Origin of the sequence: Faecalibacterium tardum, assembly GCF_040096515.1 — a bacterium.
Taxonomy (GTDB): Bacteria; Bacillota; Clostridia; order Oscillospirales; family Ruminococcaceae; genus Faecalibacterium; species Faecalibacterium tardum.
On sequence record NZ_JBBMEO010000012.1, the window covers coordinates 41,494 to 60,342 of the forward strand.

Here is an 18,849-nt window from a genome sequence, read left to right on the forward strand (position 1 = left end):
TTCTTCAACCTCCCAATTCATTCCGGTGCTGTGACCGGTAAGGATCGAACCCTTCAGGGTAACGCTGTTCCAGCTTTTTCAAGTTTTCTTCCATGACCGTATCAAGGTCAGAACCAATAGCATCACACAGAACGGCCAAATACCAAGCCACATCACCAAGTTCTTCAATCATGTGGCGCTTATCCAGTTCATGGCCGTGGAAGAAATGCTTCTTCACCTGTTCGGCCACTTCACCGGCTTCACCGCAAAGGCCCAAGGCACATTCCAGCTTCAGCCGATCCATGTTGGAACGGTCAGCGGTTCGCAAGGAATCCCGCATATAACGGTTAGCGTTCATCGGCGTGTTCCTCCGCTTTCTGATCGTCCAATTCAAGAACGGTCATAATGGCGTAATTGGCAAGGTCAATCAGGGTATCACGGATAGATTCATCCTTTACTTCCTGAACCCCGGATTTGGTCAGGCTCTTAAACCGGGCCAGCTTATCCCCAAGTCTGATCCGGGGCATTGCCATTCCTTCTTCCGTGAAGGTCTGGTGAAAGCTATCGCCATAGTCATGATTTTTCATGGCATACAAGGCATTGATTTCCTTGCAAATATCGGCATGGCGTTCCGTTTTGGTTTTAGGTAACATTGAAATCATCCTTTCTGTTCGGAATCATTTTTTCCTTGGCGGCTATGTAGAAGTTTTTATCCACTTCAAACCCATAGGCGTTTCGGCCTAATTCATAAGCGGCACGAAGGGTTGTTCCGCTTCCGGCAACAGGATCAATAACCACATCCCCCGGATCGGTAAACACTTCAATCAACCGCTTCAGCACACCAACCGGCTTTTGGGTGGGGTGGATTTTGGGATACTCCTTCCGGTTGTCCCGTTCCCAAGTGAACCAGTTGAAAACCATGTGCTTGTTTCCGTCAGGGCCAATGTTTCGGAACTTGGGAAGTTTATCCCGATACAGCACCACCGCAAATTCTGTGGCACCAACAATCTTCATGTTGGCCTTCAGAACTTGGGCGGAATAGTTCTTTGTAAAGAACAGCGGGTAAGACTTTTCAAACCCATATTTCTTCCCGTAGTCAATGACGGTTTGCATCTGCTCAAAGGCACAGAACACAATCATAGCCGGGGCCTGTCCTTTCTCCTTTGGTTCCTTCCGAAGAAGGCGGTTGCAGAAGTGCATATATTCCGCAATCTTGAAGGTGCCATCCGTATGAAAGAAGCTGGATTTTGCCAACTTACTTTCCCCGTTCTTGTTGTCGCCGCCCTGATACCACATAGGATTACTTGCGTAAGCATCAACCCCGATATTATAGGGAATATCAGCAATGACAAGTTGGGCTTTGGGAATATTGTACCTTTTGAAATTTTGAAAATTATCATGGTACAGTTCAATTTTAGTATCCATTGGTTATTCCTCACTTTCTTCTACAAACACCCGGCATTTCCCAAGGCGGCTGATCCACTTATCCACAATCACCAACCCACAACGCTTGGTGATCTGTCTGGAAAACTCGATGTTGGAAAGGGCTTGGAAGTTGTTTGCAATGCAATATTCCTTATACTTCCGGTAAACCGTCTTGGTAGGCTCATTCACAATGCAATCCAGCCCAATTTCTTTGATGAACCCAATAATGGGATTGTTGTTTTCCTCGTATTCGTCCAACTGCCCCTGAACTCTGCTGGATGTGGTGAACTGTGCGTTCCCAAGAACCCGCTTCAACCCCTGAAGGCCAAGCAAGGCCAGATATTCCATTGAACCCTGTTCACACAGTTCATCCTTGATGAACGGGCGGAAGTCAGCATCGTTGGGGGTAAACTTGGCATCGAAGGGAACAATCACCAAACGCCGCTGAACGGCTCCGGTTTTGTCCTTGATACGGGGAATATTGTTGGCGCTGAACAGGAACTTGGAATAATTGTTGAACTCAAAGGGGTCTTGGCCCTTGCGCTCCACATTCACCCGATCACCTGTGACCAGTTTTTTGAACACAGAAGCATTGGCAATAAATTCATCACCAATATCATCACCGATGTTCGCCAGCTTGCCGAACAGTTCAGCGGTTTTGAACCTATCACCCAATTCCTTCAGGTCAAGGGAAGCAATGTTCTGATCTCCAAGAAGGTTCTTCACCACATGAAGGAAGGTGGATTTGCCGTTGCTCTTATCGCCAATCAGGATGAAGGCTTTGCCAAGTTCGTTGCGGCGGTACATACAATAGCCCACCATTTCTTCCAGCAAGGCCCGAACTTCAGGATCATCACAGGCCAGCCGGTTCAGGGTATGATCCAACAGATCATCATGGGCGGCGGGGTTGTACGGCCACGGGATTTTGTTTGTAATGACCACATCCGGGGTGAACTCTTTGAAGGAACCATCCCGGATATTGTAAAGGCCGTTGCTGAAAGCAATGATATTCGGGTTGGTGGCCTTGGTGTTTTCCTCAATCATGATTTCCAGATAGGACAGGACTTCCGAACGCCATGCCCGTTTCAGGTTGCTGATCAACTTGATCATGGCCCCTTCAATCTCACCGGCACCGGAAACATAGATACCATCCTTGTAAATGTGAAGCTGGTTATTGATCTTCACAATATGGTTGTTGTTCTTCAGGTAGGTGGCGAACTTATCAAACAGGAAGGTTTTATCCCGGAAGAAGGATGTTTTCTTGAAAGCATCATCCCGAAGGATCACATCAAGTTCCTTGTCGGAAAGGGGCTTCTTCAGCACATAACGGTTAATCAGCCTGATACATTCACGGGCTTCTTCCTTGGTGAAATCGTCACTCTGAAGGGTCAGAATGTAGTTGAACAGGGTTTGGTTCCGCCCATCACCTTCCCCAAGGTTCGGGAAATCATAGTTGCTTTTCACTGGGGTCAGCCACTTGGGAAGTTCCTGAATCTCCCCTTCAGGGAAGTCATACAGAATGGGCCGTTCCACGCCACCGGACTTCAAGATTTCATAGCTGTTATTGGCTCCAACCTTTCCATCCGTGGTGATACCCACGGCCAAGGTGCATTTCGTCCAGCTTTTTTTAACACCACAGTTCTTGAACAAGAAGTGTTTTCCCCGTGTGGTGGCGTACACTCTGCACTTCAGTTCTAAATCCTGAACAATTCTGAACAAAAGTTCAGATGTTTCCGCATCGTCCACATCAATCAGGATGGTTTCTTCCCCAAGAATACCGGCGTATTCATCAAGGTTTTGGACTTCAGAACGGGTTTTCAGTTTTTCAACGCCTTTGAACTTTTCAAGGCATTGTTTGTTTCTGGTAGGCACATAGCCCCTAAACAGTTCCATGCTTCAACGCTCCCCCCCCCTGAAAGGTTTTATTGTTCATCGCTCCACCCCGAAATCTTTCAACCGATCCCAAGCAACATCAATGTAATATTGCTTGTCCAGTTCATCCGGGATAGGAAGGTTGGTCACATCATCATTGATGAAGAAACAATGATCCGGGGTGTTGCCGAACTTTTCAGGGTTCTTTTCCCGGCCCTTGACGATTTTCCCGGAAACCTTGAAGATTCCGCCCTTGCTCTGATCTTTGGAAGCGAACACCCGGAAGGTTTTATCCGTCTGAACCTCACCGCCGCTGAAGCGGGTAATTTTCTTGGAACGGCCTTTTTCATCCCTGATCTTGGCTTCCGTAATCACCGGGGAATAAAGGGCATATTTGTACTTGCTGGACACCTTCACAACCTTCTGAAAATCTCGAAGATCGGAACATTCCATGATGGTTGTTTCCGGGCTGATCCCCTGAAGGAAATAGTTCACAATGGCCCGGTTGACAATGGGAAGGTCATAATCCAGATCAGACAGCTTTTTGACATAGGCACCCTTGCACTTCCAGCGGGGTTTCCCTTTTTCGTCACGAAGCGGCCCGGAAGGAACAATGATGTAATTGTTCACATCCTTCTGATACACCTTTTGAAATTCATCAAATTCAAGGCGCATCCCGGTTCTTTGCTCCCACTCCCAACACAGATCGTCCAGCATTTCAAAATCTTCATACCGGCGAAGTTTGACCAAAATACCATCCGTGTTGCTCTGGATGATTTCACAATGATCTTCCAGCCGTTCAATCAAATCCAGAAGAAGAAGCTGACCGCCCACACAAACATTGTTGGCTTGCCGGGGGTCATACATGGCATTGTGCTTATCCTTCATAGCTCCATAGGTGCTGTTCAGAACAATCTTGTAAGGCTGTTGCATGGGGTTCTTTTCCGCCTTCAGCTTCAGGCGGGTGTGGTAGATTTCCGCATACTTGGAAGGATCGTGAACATTGCGGGAAAGCCACTTATAAACCAGCATCAAAGACGGGTAATAGGAAGCCACATCCACATTGACAAACCAACCTTCCCCGTGATATTTGGGAATGGCCCCGTGAAGGCCACCCCAAGCGAACACATGGGGAACCCCGGCCACATCCAGTTCAAGGGTTTTGGAATAATCACGGTTCAAGGGGTTCTTGTACCAATTCAAAACTTCCGTGTATTTTTCGATCCGCAAGCTGGGCGGGAACTCAATTTCAAATTCATCATTGTGTTCCCGTTGAACGGCCCCAAGGATTTTGGCGGAAAGCTGTGCTTTGGTGCGGCCAATGTCAGAAATGGGAAGGTGGAACGCCTTCACAAGTGACATTTGGGCATCAAATTCATCTTCCTTCCGCCGTAACCACACTTCCACCGTCTGTTCCACATCATGGCGGCAATATTTGACCGTTTCGGCCAACTCTGCTTCAGTCAAAGGCCGGTCAATGTCGAAGGGAACAGAAGTTTCTTTAATGGAATGGCCCATGAACGCTTCCAGCGCCTTTAGGCTGATTGGCGGGTTCGGCATCACATCATAATTGATCAGCGGGTATTCCCTGAACAGGCTTGAATATCTGTAACCGGGTTTATCCTCTGCAATGATCCAATCATTCACAGGCTTTGGATCAAACCCACACAGAATGGCCTTCAGGATGTACTGATCATAGTTCCGGGAATTGTAACCGGCCCAAATCACACCCTTGTGTTCCTCATAGAAGCGTTTCAGCTTGTCGGGATCGTTGATAATCACGGTTTCTTTTCGGGCGTTCAGGTCGATCAGGACAACCAGCCAGTCATACCGGAAAACCTCAAAATCATAGAAGATCATCAACTCACATCCTTTCAGCTTTTGTGAAATCGGTCAGCGTTTCCGCCTTATCAGCCCCGCCACGGGAAGGCTTTCACTTGGGGCCACTCCGGGGCTTTCGCCCCGGCTTGAAAGTGAACTTTCAAAAATGGTTGGTGTCCTAAAAGACACTTCCATTGTAAAAAATTTTGGGTCAGTTTTCAACCTCGAAAACTTCTTCAACGGTGATGGAATTGAAGCGGGAATCATCGTAGTCCACCGCATATTCCAAGTTTCCATCAATGGCTTCCGCCACATCAAGAACAAGCTGGGAAAACTGCTTGTAGCTGGTGAAGCTGACAGGAACACCGGAATCCAGCTTTTCAAGGAAGCCCATAGCGGAAGCGATCATGTTTTTGTCATTCTTGGTGCCGTAAAGGACACGGTTCATGAAAAGGCGCTGGTTCTTGAACTCACCGGACAGGATTTTGAAGGACACGGCCAGCATGGGACGGTTGGGATCGGCCTTGGTGCCTTTGATCTCCATGCTTTCCAGCTTCACTTCATACTTGCCAGCGGGGATGGTGGGGAAATCACCGCCGCCATTCTTCTTGGCATCCTCCACATCAGCCTGAAGGCCCTTCAGATCAACAGAACGATCAATCTTGTCAAAATCAATAGCCATAGTTTTTTACCTCCAAAAAATGTATTTATTAAATGGTTTTCAGAAGATCAGCCAACCCACCAAACAGGGTATCAAGCACCTTGGCCGCTTTGTCAGCCGTTTCCTTGGCCCTGTTCATGTTGTCAACTTCTTCTTTCGTAGGGGAAAAACCACCATCAGGAATGAACAGATCATCAGGAAGAACGGTGTTCAGCAGATGATCAAGGGCCGCATCCGCCATCACATCACAAAAATCTTCATGATGTTCAGCGTAATTCCGAATGGCGATCTTGGCGGCGGAACGATGAAGTTCGATCAGGGCTTCACCATCAGCACCGGGCGGGGGGGGGATCAGGTTGGCGCACACCTGAATCTTGCGGAACAGGCCACGCTTGTTCATTTCCTCTTTGAAATGGTTCAGGGCATCGTTTTTCATTTTGGGTTCCTCCTTATATTTGGTTGGAAATTATCTTTCCAATTTCCCTGACTGCATGGGCGATCTTCTCACGGTTTATCCGTTTTTCTTGAAGAACACCCGTGATAACTGCGGCTTCCGTCTGAATGTCCTGAAAGGCTCTGTGATTGCTTTCAAGGTCAGCTTCATAGGAAGCAAGGTCTGTGTTCTCACCGGCCTTGGCCGATCTGACTTCTTCATCAGCCTTTTCAGCGTATTCCCGGAAATACTTGGCCGCTTCATAACCCATGTATTTTTCAACCAGATATTCAAAATCACGGGCCTTGAAGATGGTTTCAGGCTTCCCGGCAATCATCAGCACATCAGCCATTATTCTTCACGCTTCTTCCGGGTACGGCGGGGCGGGTTAGCATCCGTCTTGGGTGCGGGTTCCTCTGCCTGTGCCTTGGGGCGATCCCACAGGGGGCAACCATCGGGGCCGCCTTCCTTGTGGCAACGGTGGCCAGCGTCAATGGACGGACAAAGGGGGATTTCCGGGTTCTGATCGTGCTGTCTGAAAATGCGTTCACCGTCCGGGCATTTGGGAAGATCGTTCCAAGGCGGGGTGTCACCGGTGGCCGGTTCATCAACAGGAACAGAATCATCCTTTTCACCGCCGCCCGGTGTCCAAGTTCCATCAGGATCACCACAAGCCGCCTTTGCCGCATCTTCAGCCGGATCATAGTTACCAGCCGGAGGCGGGGTTACAGTCTTGACCTTTCTGCCCCTTCTGCTGGGCGCTGTGGTGGGCGTGTCGGTGATTTCAGGTGCGGGGGTAGCCGGGGTATTGCCGCCACGCTTCACGGCTCCTGCGGCCTTCTGGTTGGCTTCCTCGTAGACTTCACAGAAAGCGTCATAGGTCAGCGGGATTTCCTTATCACGGACAGTCAAACGGCCACCGCCGAAGATCACTTCAGAAGTCTTGAAAGACAGCACCCGTTCATCATCGTCCGCCACGATACGGGCCACCAGATCAACCATACCGGCCACCTTGTTTGCCACCTTATCCTGAAGGTTCGGCTTGATGGAACTGATCTTATCGCCGCCCTTGCGGGTCAGGTCACGGCTTCTGTCCTCATGGCTGATCAGGATGATGTTTTCATAGTCCAGATTCACAAGCCGCTTCAGGGTGTTCAGGAACTCACTTCTGACCATATCCCACGCACGGAAGGAATCATCAGATTCATGCTTCCAGCCCTGACGGTCACAGATGTAAACCCGGCACGATTCATAAACATCTTCCAGAAGGTCAACCACGATGGTTCGGAAATCGTTCTGTTTCTTTTCCAGTTCGGCCACGGCATCCATGAACACTTCATAGGCCAACTTGCGCTTGGTGATACGGCCTTCCACCGTAACGGTGTCACGAATGGCGATATAGGGGGCATCCACAAACTTGATGTTGCCATCCGTGTTCAACATCAGGGGATCGGGGAACTGATTGGCAAAGAAGGTTTTGCCGCTGAAGGGTGCGCCGTAAAGCCACACAACCTTCTTCTTGGTGGCGTTCAGATCACGGCGTTCATTCTTGGGAAGTAACATATAATCCCATCCTTTCTGACAATATTCTTCATACTCACACCATCCACAAAAATGGTTTGGGTTCTTGGGAAAGTCTGTGGCTTCAACCATGTGCTTCACATCGGTCAGGAAGTCCACAATCTTCATGGGGTTGTACTGAACCGGCATCAGCGTTGGTTCAGCATCTTTCAAGGCCGCTTGCAAGCGGTCACGGAATTGGGAAAGGGTTTCGGTGCTTTTCTGCCTGATCTTGGGCTTTGGAACAATCAGGAAATACATATTTCTGATCCGGTGGCCGGGATGGGTCAGTTCATACCAATACTTGTATTCGTGAAGCTGACCGGAAACGGCGTAGTTCTTGGCGTTGTTAGAATACTTGAAATCGTACAAATCAAACGCTTCAAATTCATCCAAATCTTCACCGGTGATCAGCCCATCCAGCTTCAGGCCCTTCCCCACGGGAACCAGATAATCCATGAAGCCGATGAAATCAGCGTTCCCAATAGGCAATTCAAAGGTTCCGCCCGGTGGCAACATGGCCTTTGCCTTGGGGATCATTGCTTCCAGCTTCATCATTTCATGAATGTGATCATCCGTCAGAACCGGGAAGCTGTTCTTGTAGAAGTCAAGGGCTTGTTCAACCCCTTCTTCAATGCCGGTGTGAAGGGCGGTGCCAAGGATCAGGGCGTTGTCTGCATCCGTGTTCGGGATCGTGTCTATCCCTTCCACATATCGCAAGCGGTATTTGTATGGGCATCTATCAAAGACTTCAACCCGGCTGTGGGAAACTCGCATTGTTTCACCCCTTTCACAATAGTCTTGAAGGCTTCAAAGCCTTCCGGGTAAAGGATGAACCCGAACCCCTGTGAACCGTTGATTTGGGCCAAATTACGCTTCTGAAGCACAGATGGGGTTCCATCGGTGGCCTTCAGCTCCACTTCAAGGGCAATGCCCTTCACGGTGATCCGCATATCGGGAAGGCCGCTTTTCACATACCGGCTTCCACCCCAACGCTTTTCATAGAAGCCACAGGGCGGGGCGCTCATGCGGTCAACAGGTTCACCCAAGGGATATATCCCTTCAGCTTCCAGCCATTTCTTCAGGCGATTTTCAAAGTTTTTTTCACCGGCCATCGGCTCACCCCTCCAACATCTGAATCAGGCTGTGAATACCTCTGACTTGGGTGAAGCCCTGAATTTTACCCGTTCCAGCGTAGAATTGGAACAGTTTATCATCAGACTTCCGCCAACAATGGAAATGTCCGGTTTGCTCATTCTTCAGTTGATATTCAATGCCGTGGGCTTCAAACTGCTGAATGGCATAGGCGATCCGGTCGGGGTTCTTTGCAACCCGTTCTGAATGAACCTGTTTGGCATGATTTTTTAGGGCATCCCACACTTCATCCCTTGCCATCGGCCCCACCACCTTCCGCCAAATAGTCACACCATGCAAGGAAGGCACGGCGCAACGGGTTAGTGTTGCCATCATCGGCCCATCCTGCAAAGCCAATCCACCCATCCCGGTTGAAGCTGATACATTCACGCCGGGTGAAATAGTGGGCGTTCATGTAGATGTAACACTCGGTAATGTGGCCGTTGGTGGCCTTCTTCATGTCAACCCGTTTGCTCAAAGTCATGGTGACGGAAGTTTCACCGGCCTTATTGGATTTCTTCAATTCCTTCTGAAGCATCATACAAAGGATCAAAATATCACCTTCATCAATGCCGTCATAGGTCAGGCCCTTGGCGCTGAAATACTCCCGAAGTTCATTATTGGTGCAAACAGGTTCAAAGCCCCGGCAACTCATGACTTATCCCCTTTCAGGGTGATCTTCACATAACCGGCCTTGGCGGTGGTCTTGGAACACTCGGAAGCAATGTCCGGGTATTTCTTCTTCAGCTTGGCGGAATCAATGCTGGTGGCATTGGTGGGCTTCACAAGGGTAAGGTTCAGAACATCGGATTCAAACTTATCCACGCCGAACTTCACCATTGCTTCATACAGCTTGGCCTTCATTTCCTTTTCCTGATCCTCAATGGCCTTCTTGTGGGCGGTCAAGGAAGCAATGGCGTTCAGGGTGGCAAGCTGGGTGTTCTTGAACTCCTGAAGGGCCGTTTCTTCATCGAAGGTGGCCGAACCACAGGCGTTCGGGTTTTCCTGACAGGAATCAGGGCAAGTGTGGAACTCCGGGCATTTGTGGCAACACCCATCAAATTTTCCACGGGGGCAAGCATTTTCACATTTGATCATTTTTCGGGTTCTCCTTTCAGATAAACATTCAACTGCTTCAGGCCGAAAGCGGAAGCGGCTTCATGGTTGTCAAAATAAATGTCGATCTGGTTTTCACCGTATTTGTCAATCACCCATTGGGCGGGGCGATCCTGAACGATGTATTCACCCAAGCCTTCCACTTCCACCACGGTTCCCAAAGGAAGCGGGGAAGCACAGGAAACACCAGCCTTCAGTTCCACACCAGCGGCACCATACACAATGCCGTTGGGCCGGTTCTTGGCCCATTCGCCGCAACACTTTTCACAGGAACAATAGGCGGTAATTCTGAAACTGCCCAACAGCACCGGTTCAGGTTCGGCGGGTTCTTCCACCAGCGGGGTTTCCACCGGCTCCAAGGTCACATCCGGGATCACGGCGGTAAGCTGATCCGGTTCAATGGGGGCATCCGGGGCCTTGCTGTTGACAGCAGAACAGCGCCCAAATACAAACCCCATTGCAAGGCCCATCAGAAGGGCCACAAGGAACATCCGCCTGAACCGCTGGTTAAGGGCTTTGCGGCGCTGTTGCCGCTTGCTCATACTTTCTGAATAGTTCATCGGTATAGTCCTTTCTCATTTCCAAAGTAGAAAGAATATCTTCTTCAACCGTTCCCGGACAGATCATCAGGTAATAGAAGCAGGGCCGTTCTTGCCCAAGGCGGTGAATACGCTTTTGGGATTGCTCCCACAGTTCCGAACCTTGGGGAAGGCTGAAATAAATGATTTTGTTGGCAAGCTGGAAGTTGCCGCCCATTGCACCGGCCTGATACTGAATGAAGGTAATGCTGTTGTGCTGGTAGCGGTAAGCATCCAAGTTCTTTTCTTCACCGGAAAGAACAGACACAGGCCGGTTCAGGCCCTTGGCAATCCCCTTCAGGCGTTCCATTTCTTCCGTGAAGTTATAGAACACAATCAAGCGATCTTCCGTGCTGTTCACCAAATCCCGGAAGGCTTCATAACGGGCCGGGTTATATAGGCCGCAAAGCTGACGGGCGTAAAGGCGGCGGGTCAAACTGGTATCACCGATCAATTCCCGTTCACAATGGGCATTGGAACCGTAGAAATCCGCATCCAGTTCAAATTCACCAAGGTTGGCGCTGTCAATCGCAATATAGCGATCATTCCAGAACTTCCAATAAAGGGGTGAAGGGCGGGTTTTGACCTTGATCCAGTTCCGTTTTGGAAGGCTGATCCCGGCCTGTTCGGTAGTCATGAAAACGGCCCCATGTTCGGCCAGCTTCATCTTCAGCCGGTCAACATTCTTATAGCCGGTAATCTGTTGCCGCCAAAATCCATCGGTTTCAACCCATTCCGTTTGAATGTACTGCTTCCAGAACAGTTCCTTTGAAATCTTCCACCCCAACAGTTGGCATTGGCTCCACAGGTTTTCATACTTGCCGCCCGTGGGGGTGCCTGACAGAAGGATCACATTATCCGGTTTCAGCCCAAGAATGAACTTTGACCGTTTGGCGTTCTCGTTCTGGATCAGGGAACTTTCATCCAACATCAGCGTGAAGCCGGTCAGGGTTTTCAGCACATTCCGCCTGAAAGTCAGTTCGTAGTTGATCACGCCAATCATCAGGGTTGGAACTTCATGCTGAACCTGTTCAAAGAACCATTTGAAGGTTTTGGGGTTGGTCAGATCGAATACACAATTCCGGGTGTAGTAATCTTGAAAATGTTCAATCCAGTCTTGAACCTTTGAACATTGACACACCACCAGATTGATCCGCTTGTTCAGCTTCATCATTTTTTCGGAACCAACAAAGGTTTTCCCAAGGCCCATATCAAGGTAATAGGCCACCCGGTTCTTCCCCTCGGTTTCGTCAAGGGCCTGTTGTTGGTGCTGGAACAGCGTGATCATAGGGTTTCAGGGCCTTCAATCATGGAAAGGTAATTTTCCACATTCACACCACGGGAAAGAAGTTCGGCCTTCATAGCCATTCCCAAGGGGCTGTTCAGGGCGTAATCACTCACCTGCTCCGGGGAAAGGGAAGTGATGTTAAACAAGGACTGTTTCACCAACTCGGAATGACCGCCACCGAAGGGGTCAAAAGGGCAACAGTCAGGGGTGGCTTCAATGTCACGAACCACCATAGCCACCACCACGCCGGGGCGGTTCTTCAGCATCTTCACCGTGTTCAACAGGTGATCGGTTCCCATTTCTGCGGGGCGGAAAGCCTGTCCACCGGCTCCAATCCACAAGGTTCCATCAAATCTGGTTTTCATTGCTTTTACTCCTTTTCTAAAAATCAGGCCGTAAGGCCGAAGAAAGAATTGAACTGATCAGCACCCACATAATCACGGAACTTGGTGGGGTTGATGTAGTAATTCCAGCAAGCGCCGGTTCCGGGAACAGCGTTCCCGAAGGGAAGAAGGCCACGCTGAAGGCCGATTCTGACAAACTGATCAGATTTGCCCATGCACCGGGCGGCTTCCTTCACGCTGATCTTCTTGATGGGCGGTTCCGCAACCGGGGCGGCTCCATAACCCATCAGGTAATCAAAGGAAACGCCGGTTGCATCGGCAAGGGCCTTGATACGGTCAGGGCCGGGGGTGTTCTTCCCGGAAAGGTATTGGCTGATAGCGGCCTTGGAAGCCCCGGCCTGTTCAGACAGGGCGGATTGGCTCATATTGGCCTGTTCCATGGCGTTCTTCAAACGCTCTGCAAAGGTGGTCATTGTGCGTACTCCTTTCATTTTTGTGGTTCGGCTTCTGCAAGCCGCTTCCGAAGTTCGGTCATAAATTCACGGGTTCGGTTGATCGGAAGGCCAGCGGCAAGGCGTTCATCTTCAAAAGCAAAACGGATTTCCAGTTGATCAACTGAATAATCAGCCCGGAAGGTTCGCCAAGTCCGGTGTTCCATGTCCAACAGCTTTGCCCACAGATCGGGAAAATGTTTTCGCAAGTTCCGTAATTCTTCAAGGCTCTGCAACGGACAGCACCAACAGGAAACCCGGTGGAAAATCTCATACAAGCCACCCCAATCAAAACCGTGGGAATAGCAGTATTTCAAACAATCGGCTTCCGTCCAACCCCATTCCGCCAATGGGTGACGGTGTTCGGGGTTCTGATTGTGTTCCCGTTCCAACCGGTATTCTTCATCAGCCGCAAGGCCAATCAACTGAATAACGGTGTATTCTTCACGAAGATGGGCGAGATACCTATTGATGATTCTGGTTTTCAATTCAGCAGTACACCAACGGGCTTGCGGCCCCGGCCAGCTTTGACCTTTTTTATCTTGCAATTCAGGGTTGTGGCGCTTGGGTTGGTATTCAAACATAAACCAATCAAAAGATTTTGGATTTTGAACCCGTGTGAACTTGATTCCCGCATCCATGAAGATTTTTTCAAGCTGGTTGATATGCTCCATCATGGCCGGGAACTCCATCCATGTGTCACAGTACACCACTTCATGAAGGGGATATGTGACAGGATCGGTCTTGTGTCGGGCCAGCCATTCAAGGCCAAGGGCGGTGGAATCCTTACCACCCGAAAGGGATAGAACCCAATATTCGGGTTTCGGGTTTATTTCATTCATTGGTTATCACTCCTGTTCTTCAAAGGCCACTTCACATTCTCCACAGAGAACATGAACTTCCTTGGTGGCCCGGATGATGGTTCCGCAACAGGGGCAAACATACTTACGGGAACTTGATCCCCCCCCCCTTTCGGGAACCCTTCAGCGGATTGGTACGGGGCCGAACCAGACAGAACCCGGACTTACCAAGGGATTTCACAAAGGCTTCAGCTTGCGGGTTTAGGGTGGTTTTGTGCCATCCATACTTTTCGCCTTTCTCCACGGTCAGCCCGTGGGCTTCAGCAGTTTCCTTGAACTTCCGGTTGTGGTAAGAACCAGAACGGGAAGTGTCTTGAACTTTGTCCTGAAGGTTCTGAAGGTGAACCATTTCGTGAAGCAAGGTTCCACAGGTTTCTTCAAAGGGGCGGTTCAGGTATTCGGCACACAGGTTGATTTCGTAATAGCCGCCTTCCTTGGTGCCGTCTTGCCACGCCTTCCAACCGGTACACCACCCATAGGTCCCACGGGTATGATCCGGGGAAACGGTGATCACAGGCTTTTCCAGTTTCCCTTCAAAGAAGGCTTTGTTGAACTTTGAAAACAAGGTTTCAAGTTCATCAATGACCGGTTTCAAACTGACTTCATTCATGATTCTTACTCCTTGCGGTGTCCTTTAGGACACTTTCGCATCAAAAAAAATTCCCACCGGGGTTTCAAGGTTCAGAAAATCCACGATCTTCTGAATCTCGCCTTGGGTGAACTCCGAACCCCCATTACACTTTCGGTAAAAGGCGGATCGGGAAATCCCAAGGACTTCACACAGCTTGGCACGGGTGACACCCCGAACAGACATTTCATATTCCAAGCGGGCCTTGTTCATTCGCTCACATCCTTTCTTCAAAAATAGAACAGCCAAAGCCCCAACAAGCAATTTCCGGGCGGTCATATCTTTTACATGGGGATTGATACCCAATACCCGAACCCATAAACCGGGGGCGCTCATGTTGTCGCTGTTGCCCTGCCATCATCAGCACCGGTGGGGCGGTTCCGGTGGACGGGCCATCAGGCCCGTTTCGGCTTTAAGAATTGAAACATCCTTCTCCGATCACTGCGAAGTAATGCCAACGAAATTCTTCATCAGCTTTAAGAAGGCGAACCTTGATCCCAAATTGGTGCATACCGCTGAAGCGCCTATCGCAAGCCCATTTATGAATTGCAATTTCTTTGGCTTCTTTGGCGGTTTTCGCTTCAACATGGATGATCCAACTTTGTTCCCCGCCTTTCTTTGTATAAAAACGAACTTCATAATACTTACTCATATCTCATATACCCCTTTCGGTGTCTTATTCGCTTTTACCGTGTCCTTTAGGACACCATCATAGTATCACACCCCTTGTCGCTTGTCAACCCCATTTGTGGATTAAAAGAAACTTTTTTTGTTTTTTCGCTTTAGGGGTTGCAAAAAAGACACATTGCGGTTATACTGTTGTTACTAACCGTGAAAGGGGTGTTGATGTGGCTGATTTGACTATGGGCCAAAAAATCAAGACTTTGCGTGAAGAAAATAATCTTACTCTTGAACAGGTGGGCAATGCTGTTGGCGTAGGTAAAAGCACCGTTCGGAAATGGGAAAATGGGATTATTGCCAATATGCGCCGTGATAAAATAGCAGACTTGGCGAAAGTTCTTCACACCACACCGGCCTATTTAATGGGCTGGAAAGAAGAAGTTGAATTGGATAACCTATTTAGAATTGAAAAGCGAAAGTTCCCATTACTTGGGAACATTGCTTGTGGAACCCCTATCTTTGCCAACGAAGAAAAGGAACTGTATGTGGAAGCTGGTGCAAACATTCATGCTGATTTCTGCTTGAAGGCCAAGGGTGATTCCATGATCGGGGCCAGAATCTATGACGGGGATATTGTGTTCATCAGAAAACAGGAAATGGTGGATGATGGTGAAATTGCCGCTGTCCTGATTGGTGATGAAGCCACATTGAAGCGTGTTCAATATAATCCTGAAGAAAACGAACTGTTGTTGTTCGCTGAAAATCCAAAGTATAAAACCATGCGTTACACAGGCGAAGAACTGAATCATATCAGGATTCTTGGAAAAGCCGTAGCCTTCCAAAGTGATATTCGTTGAAAGGGGGAAACCTCATGTTTGGAAAAAAAGAACGCTGTGCGATATGCGGTGAAAAACTTTCCTTTACGGCAATTCAAATCAATGGTGGTTCCATTTGTCCTGCTTGCAACCGTCTTTCCACTGGCTCCCCCTTGGCATCTGTGGAACAGGTGAAAAAGGCATGGGAAGAAAACCACAATCGTTTCCGTAACTTCAAACCCGGAATGGTCATTTCAGATTTCGCAAGCGGCTTTTTGTTCATTGATCCTGAACAGAAAATGTTTTACCTGTCCAACAGTAAAAAAACAAAGCTGGAACCTGTTGTTTTCAGGTTCTCTGAAATCAATGCCTTCAAGATTGAACAGGTTGGACAGAAAACCATTACTAAGACAAAAGGCGGGATTGGTAGGGCCGTTGTTGGCGGGGCCTTATTCGGAACAGCCGGGGCCATCGTTGGTGCCGCAACTGCCAAACAGGAAACGAAGGAAGTTGGTGGCGTTCCAATTTTATATGTTGATTTGTCCATCAACGGGATGAACACTACCGTTTCCATCTCCAACCCACCCCTGAAAGCCGCTGATTATCTTGAAAACGCTATGAACGAATAATCCTTCAACATTCAAGATCAAATCCCTTCTGGTTATATTTTTCATACTTCTTATATACTCTTTTTTTTCTTTCATGTTTGAAGTATCTGCACTATCTTGAATGTTGAAGGATTATCCCAAACCGCTTGCCTTACCGGGCTTTTAGTTCATTCAACATCCATTCAAAATGCAAAAAAAAATGACCGCCCCCGGTCTTGCACACCGGAAGCGGTCAGGCGAAACAAACCCTTTTGAAGTTAATGTTTCAAACGCCTTTGAACATTATATCACATGGGGTTTAGCTTTGCCATACCCAATTTTGAAAGTTCAGGTGATATAATGCGAAATCCAAACGGGTATGGAACGGTTGCAAAGCTATCAGGCCAACGCCGCCGCCCATACATTGTGAAGAAAACCATAGGTTGGAATGACAAAGGCCATCCCATCTATGACATTATTGGCTATGCTGAAACCCGTGAGGCCGGGAACATCATGCTTGCTGAATACAACCGTGATCCTTGGGATGTTGACCGGGCCAAGATCACCCTTCAACAGCTTTTTGACCTCTGGAAAGAAAAGAAGGCCCCGAAGCTGGGTGAATCCAATCGTTCTTCCCTCTGTTCAGCGTTCAAGCATTGTTCAGCGTATGTGAACAAACCTTACAAGCAACTGCGATCCTACCAAATGCAAGAAACCATTGATGGTTGTGGGAAAGGGTATAGCACCCAAGCGGCCATTAAGAACCTGTGGGGCCACCTTGACCGGTTCGCCCTTGAAATGGATATAATAAACCGGTGCTTCTCCGAACTTCTGACTTCTGATCCAATACCGCCCACCAGCCGCCTTCCGTTCACCAACGATGAAATCAAAACGGTATGGGAACATCAGTCTGATCCTTGGGTTGATACTGTTTTGATCTTGCTATATTCCGGGTGGCGTATCTCTGAATTTTTGAACCTGAAACCTGAAGATATAGACTTGAAGGAAGGCACGATGAAGGGCGGCACCAAAACGAAAGCCGGTAAGAACCGCATTGTTCCCATCCATCCAAAGATCAGGCCCTTGATTGAACGGCGGCTTGCCGAAGGTGGCCCCCGGCTGATCAGCTACAATGGGAAGATTTGCAATCAAACCCAATACCGGATATTTTGGGCGGATATTATGAAGGCCCTGAAGCTGAACCATACCCCGCACGAATGCCGCCACACCTTTGAAACCAAATTGGATAGCGCCGGGGCCAACCGGAAATGTATTGATTTGCTCATGGGTCATGTGTCCAAGGACACGGGAAACCGGGTCTATAATCACAAGACTTTGGACGAACTGAAGGCCACCGTGGAACTGATTCCATAGGGTTCAAACCGGTGAACATTTTAGGCCGCTGAACGCTGAACTATGCACACATTAGTAACAAGAAAACCCCGAACCCCTGAAAAATCAAGGGTTCTGGGTTCGTCTGTTTTTATTTTACCACCTGTACTTTTTTCATACAATACCTGCCTGTACAGAAAAGCCGCCGGGCAGTTTTTCTGCGCGGCGGCTTCTGATGTTTCTTATGCTTCTTCGTGCTTGACCCGCTGGATATCCCCTAAGTCGTAGGGGGTGTTCTGGTAAACGTAGTAGTTGAGCCAGTTTTCGTACAGCAGGTGGGCGTGGGCGCGCCAGCGGAACAGCGGCGGCTTTGCGGGGTCGTCGTCCGGGTAGTAGTTGACGGGCACATGGATGGGCAAGCCCTTGGCTACGTCCCGCTTATACTCGGCATCCAGAGTGTACTTATCGTACTCCGGGTGACCGGTAACAAAGATCTGCCGCCCGTTCTCGGTGCTCATGAGGAAGGGGCCGGCGGCGTCGCTCTCTGCCAGAATGCGCAGTGCGGCGCAGTTGTCCACATCCTCCCGGCAGATGCCAGTGTGGCGGCTGTGGGGAGCGTAGAACACCTCATCAAAGCCTCGCACAAGCGGGTTTGCCGGGCGGGTGACCCGGTGCTCGAACACGCCGAACATCTTTTCCGGCAGCAACTGCTTGCGCACGCCGTAGTGGTAGTACAGCCCTGCCTGTGCACCCCAGCAGACATGGAGGGTGGAGTAGACGTTCGTTTCGCTGAAGTCCATGATCTCACACAGCTCGTTCCAGTAATCCACCTGCTCAAAGTCCATGGTCTCCACCGGCGCACCGGTGATGATCATGCCGTCGTAGCGGTTGTTCTTCACCTCGTCAAAGGTCTTGTAAAAGGCCTCAAGGTGGGCAGCCGACACATGGGTGGCAGAATGGCTGGCGGTCTGCAGCAGGGTCATGTGCACCTGCAGCGGGGTGTTGGCCAGCAGCCGGGCGATCTGGGTCTCGGTGGCGATCTTGGTGGGCATCAGGTTCAGGATCAGGATCTCCAGCGGGCGGATATGCTGCGCCAGCGCCCGCTCCCGGTGCATGACAAAGACGTTTTCCTCATACAGGGCGTCAAAGGCAGGTAAGGTCTTGGGGATGATCAGCGGCATAGGGAAGTCGCTCCTTTGCTAGACGATTCAAAAATGGCTCCGCGTTCGCTTTGCCATCTTCAGGGGTATCATGATTTTTGATTTCACATTTGTGGGGGGGGGGGGGGGGGGGGGGGGGGGGGG

25 protein-coding genes and 1 other RNA gene are annotated in these 18,849 nt (G+C 49.4%); 3 read left to right on the plus strand and 23 right to left on the minus strand.

Going from position 1 to position 18,849, the window contains the following annotated elements:
- Positions 1-4: 4 nt before the first annotated feature.
- From WMO44_RS08895 to WMO44_RS09000, 22 genes are all read right to left on the minus strand, one after another.
- Entirely contained in the window at positions 5-337 is a 333-nt protein-coding gene (locus tag WMO44_RS08895) for a nucleoside triphosphate pyrophosphohydrolase family protein (protein WP_349136491.1), read from the minus strand.
- Positions 327-632: a DUF1599 domain-containing protein gene (locus tag WMO44_RS08900; protein ID WP_349136492.1), complete on the minus strand. Its 306-nt coding sequence runs from the start codon at positions 630-632 to the stop codon at positions 327-329. Before WMO44_RS08900 ends, WMO44_RS08895 begins: the two co-directional genes overlap by 11 nt.
- Positions 622-1,404 (minus strand): DNA-methyltransferase, encoded by a 783-nt coding sequence (locus WMO44_RS08905; RefSeq protein ID WP_349136493.1) that lies wholly within the window; start codon positions 1,402-1,404, stop codon positions 622-624. Before WMO44_RS08905 ends, WMO44_RS08900 begins: the two co-directional genes overlap by 11 nt.
- A 3-nt stretch (positions 1,405-1,407) precedes the next feature.
- The gene (locus tag WMO44_RS08910) at positions 1,408-3,297 is read right to left on the minus strand and encodes a phage/plasmid primase, P4 family (protein WP_349136494.1); all 1,890 of its coding nucleotides are present in this window, start codon (positions 3,295-3,297) and stop codon (positions 1,408-1,410) included.
- A 36-nt stretch (positions 3,298-3,333) separates the two neighbouring features.
- Positions 3,334-5,136 (minus strand): hypothetical protein, encoded by a 1,803-nt coding sequence (locus tag WMO44_RS08915; protein ID WP_349136495.1) that lies wholly within the window; start codon positions 5,134-5,136, stop codon positions 3,334-3,336.
- 172 nt (positions 5,137-5,308) lie between these two features.
- Positions 5,309-5,779 carry a DUF669 domain-containing protein gene (locus WMO44_RS08920; protein ID WP_349136496.1) on the minus strand — a complete coding sequence of 157 codons (471 nt, stop codon included), beginning with the start codon at positions 5,777-5,779 and terminating at the stop codon, positions 5,309-5,311.
- Between the two features lie 28 nt (positions 5,780-5,807).
- Positions 5,808-6,194 (minus strand): hypothetical protein, encoded by a 387-nt coding sequence (locus tag WMO44_RS08925; RefSeq protein WP_187031824.1) that lies wholly within the window; start codon positions 6,192-6,194, stop codon positions 5,808-5,810.
- A 13-nt stretch (positions 6,195-6,207) separates the two neighbouring features.
- The gene (locus WMO44_RS08930; protein ID WP_187031822.1) at positions 6,208-6,543 is read right to left on the minus strand and encodes a hypothetical protein; all 336 of its coding nucleotides are present in this window, start codon (positions 6,541-6,543) and stop codon (positions 6,208-6,210) included.
- On the minus strand, positions 6,543-8,528 hold the full coding sequence (locus WMO44_RS08935; protein WP_349136497.1) for an AAA family ATPase: 1,986 nt from the start codon (positions 8,526-8,528) through the stop codon (positions 6,543-6,545). The genes WMO44_RS08930 and WMO44_RS08935 overlap by 1 nt, the downstream gene beginning before the upstream one ends.
- A complete protein-coding gene (locus tag WMO44_RS08940) occupies positions 8,450-8,866 on the minus strand; it encodes a VRR-NUC domain-containing protein (protein ID WP_349136498.1) in 417 nt (138 codons plus the stop codon). Before WMO44_RS08940 ends, WMO44_RS08935 begins: the two co-directional genes overlap by 79 nt.
- 4 nt (positions 8,867-8,870) lie before the next feature.
- Positions 8,871-9,146, minus strand: coding sequence for a hypothetical protein (locus WMO44_RS08945; protein ID WP_349136499.1), 276 nt, complete (start codon positions 9,144-9,146; stop codon positions 8,871-8,873).
- Positions 9,133-9,540, minus strand: a complete 408-nt coding sequence (locus tag WMO44_RS08950; protein WP_349136500.1) for a hypothetical protein — start codon at positions 9,538-9,540, stop codon at positions 9,133-9,135. The genes WMO44_RS08945 and WMO44_RS08950 overlap by 14 nt, the downstream gene beginning before the upstream one ends.
- Positions 9,537-9,983, minus strand: coding sequence for a siphovirus Gp157 family protein (locus WMO44_RS08955; RefSeq protein ID WP_349136501.1), 447 nt, complete (start codon positions 9,981-9,983; stop codon positions 9,537-9,539). Before WMO44_RS08955 ends, WMO44_RS08950 begins: the two co-directional genes overlap by 4 nt.
- Positions 9,980-10,561, minus strand: coding sequence for a 3D domain-containing protein (locus WMO44_RS08960; RefSeq protein WP_349136502.1), 582 nt, complete (start codon positions 10,559-10,561; stop codon positions 9,980-9,982). Before WMO44_RS08960 ends, WMO44_RS08955 begins: the two co-directional genes overlap by 4 nt.
- Positions 10,509-11,867 (minus strand): SNF2-related protein, encoded by a 1,359-nt coding sequence (locus WMO44_RS08965; protein WP_349136503.1) that lies wholly within the window; start codon positions 11,865-11,867, stop codon positions 10,509-10,511. The genes WMO44_RS08960 and WMO44_RS08965 overlap by 53 nt, the downstream gene beginning before the upstream one ends.
- The gene (locus WMO44_RS08970) at positions 11,864-12,232 is read right to left on the minus strand and encodes a hypothetical protein (RefSeq protein WP_349136504.1); all 369 of its coding nucleotides are present in this window, start codon (positions 12,230-12,232) and stop codon (positions 11,864-11,866) included. The genes WMO44_RS08965 and WMO44_RS08970 overlap by 4 nt, the downstream gene beginning before the upstream one ends.
- A gap of 23 nt (positions 12,233-12,255) precedes the next feature.
- On the minus strand, positions 12,256-12,684 hold the full coding sequence (locus tag WMO44_RS08975; RefSeq protein ID WP_187031804.1) for a helix-turn-helix domain-containing protein: 429 nt from the start codon (positions 12,682-12,684) through the stop codon (positions 12,256-12,258).
- Positions 12,685-12,698: 14 nt separating this feature from the next.
- The gene (locus WMO44_RS08980) at positions 12,699-13,544 is read right to left on the minus strand and encodes a phosphoadenosine phosphosulfate reductase domain-containing protein (RefSeq protein WP_349136505.1); all 846 of its coding nucleotides are present in this window, start codon (positions 13,542-13,544) and stop codon (positions 12,699-12,701) included.
- Positions 13,545-13,647: 103 nt separating this feature from the next.
- Positions 13,648-14,172, minus strand: a complete 525-nt coding sequence (locus WMO44_RS08985; RefSeq protein ID WP_349152362.1) for a SprT-like domain-containing protein — start codon at positions 14,170-14,172, stop codon at positions 13,648-13,650.
- Between the two features lie 24 nt (positions 14,173-14,196).
- A complete protein-coding gene (locus tag WMO44_RS08990) occupies positions 14,197-14,403 on the minus strand; it encodes a helix-turn-helix domain-containing protein (protein ID WP_097791491.1) in 207 nt (68 codons plus the stop codon).
- 132 nt (positions 14,404-14,535) lie between these two features.
- An RNA gene (locus WMO44_RS08995) (hammerhead ribozyme type II) lies at positions 14,536-14,602 on the minus strand.
- On the minus strand, positions 14,603-14,842 hold the full coding sequence (locus WMO44_RS09000; RefSeq protein ID WP_349136507.1) for a hypothetical protein: 240 nt from the start codon (positions 14,840-14,842) through the stop codon (positions 14,603-14,605).
- Between the two features lie 196 nt (positions 14,843-15,038).
- On the opposite strand from WMO44_RS09000, the gene WMO44_RS09005 reads away from it, so the two are divergent.
- The 3 genes from WMO44_RS09005 to WMO44_RS09015 all read left to right on the plus strand — a co-directional run bounded on the left by WMO44_RS09005 (position 15,039) and on the right by WMO44_RS09015 (position 17,587).
- Positions 15,039-15,668 carry a LexA family protein gene (locus tag WMO44_RS09005; protein WP_349136508.1) on the plus strand — a complete coding sequence of 210 codons (630 nt, stop codon included), beginning with the start codon at positions 15,039-15,041 and terminating at the stop codon, positions 15,666-15,668.
- Positions 15,669-15,682: 14 nt separating this feature from the next.
- On the plus strand, positions 15,683-16,255 hold the full coding sequence (locus tag WMO44_RS09010) for a hypothetical protein (RefSeq protein ID WP_349136509.1): 573 nt from the start codon (positions 15,683-15,685) through the stop codon (positions 16,253-16,255).
- 318 nt (positions 16,256-16,573) lie between these two features.
- The gene (locus WMO44_RS09015) at positions 16,574-17,587 is read left to right on the plus strand and encodes a tyrosine-type recombinase/integrase (RefSeq protein ID WP_349136510.1); all 1,014 of its coding nucleotides are present in this window, start codon (positions 16,574-16,576) and stop codon (positions 17,585-17,587) included.
- A 200-nt stretch (positions 17,588-17,787) separates the two neighbouring features.
- Here WMO44_RS09015 and metA read toward each other — a convergent pair whose 3' ends face one another.
- On the minus strand, positions 17,788-18,726 hold the full coding sequence (gene metA, locus WMO44_RS09020; RefSeq protein WP_118658218.1) for a homoserine O-acetyltransferase MetA: 939 nt from the start codon (positions 18,724-18,726) through the stop codon (positions 17,788-17,790).
- Positions 18,727-18,849: the final 123 nt, after the last annotated feature.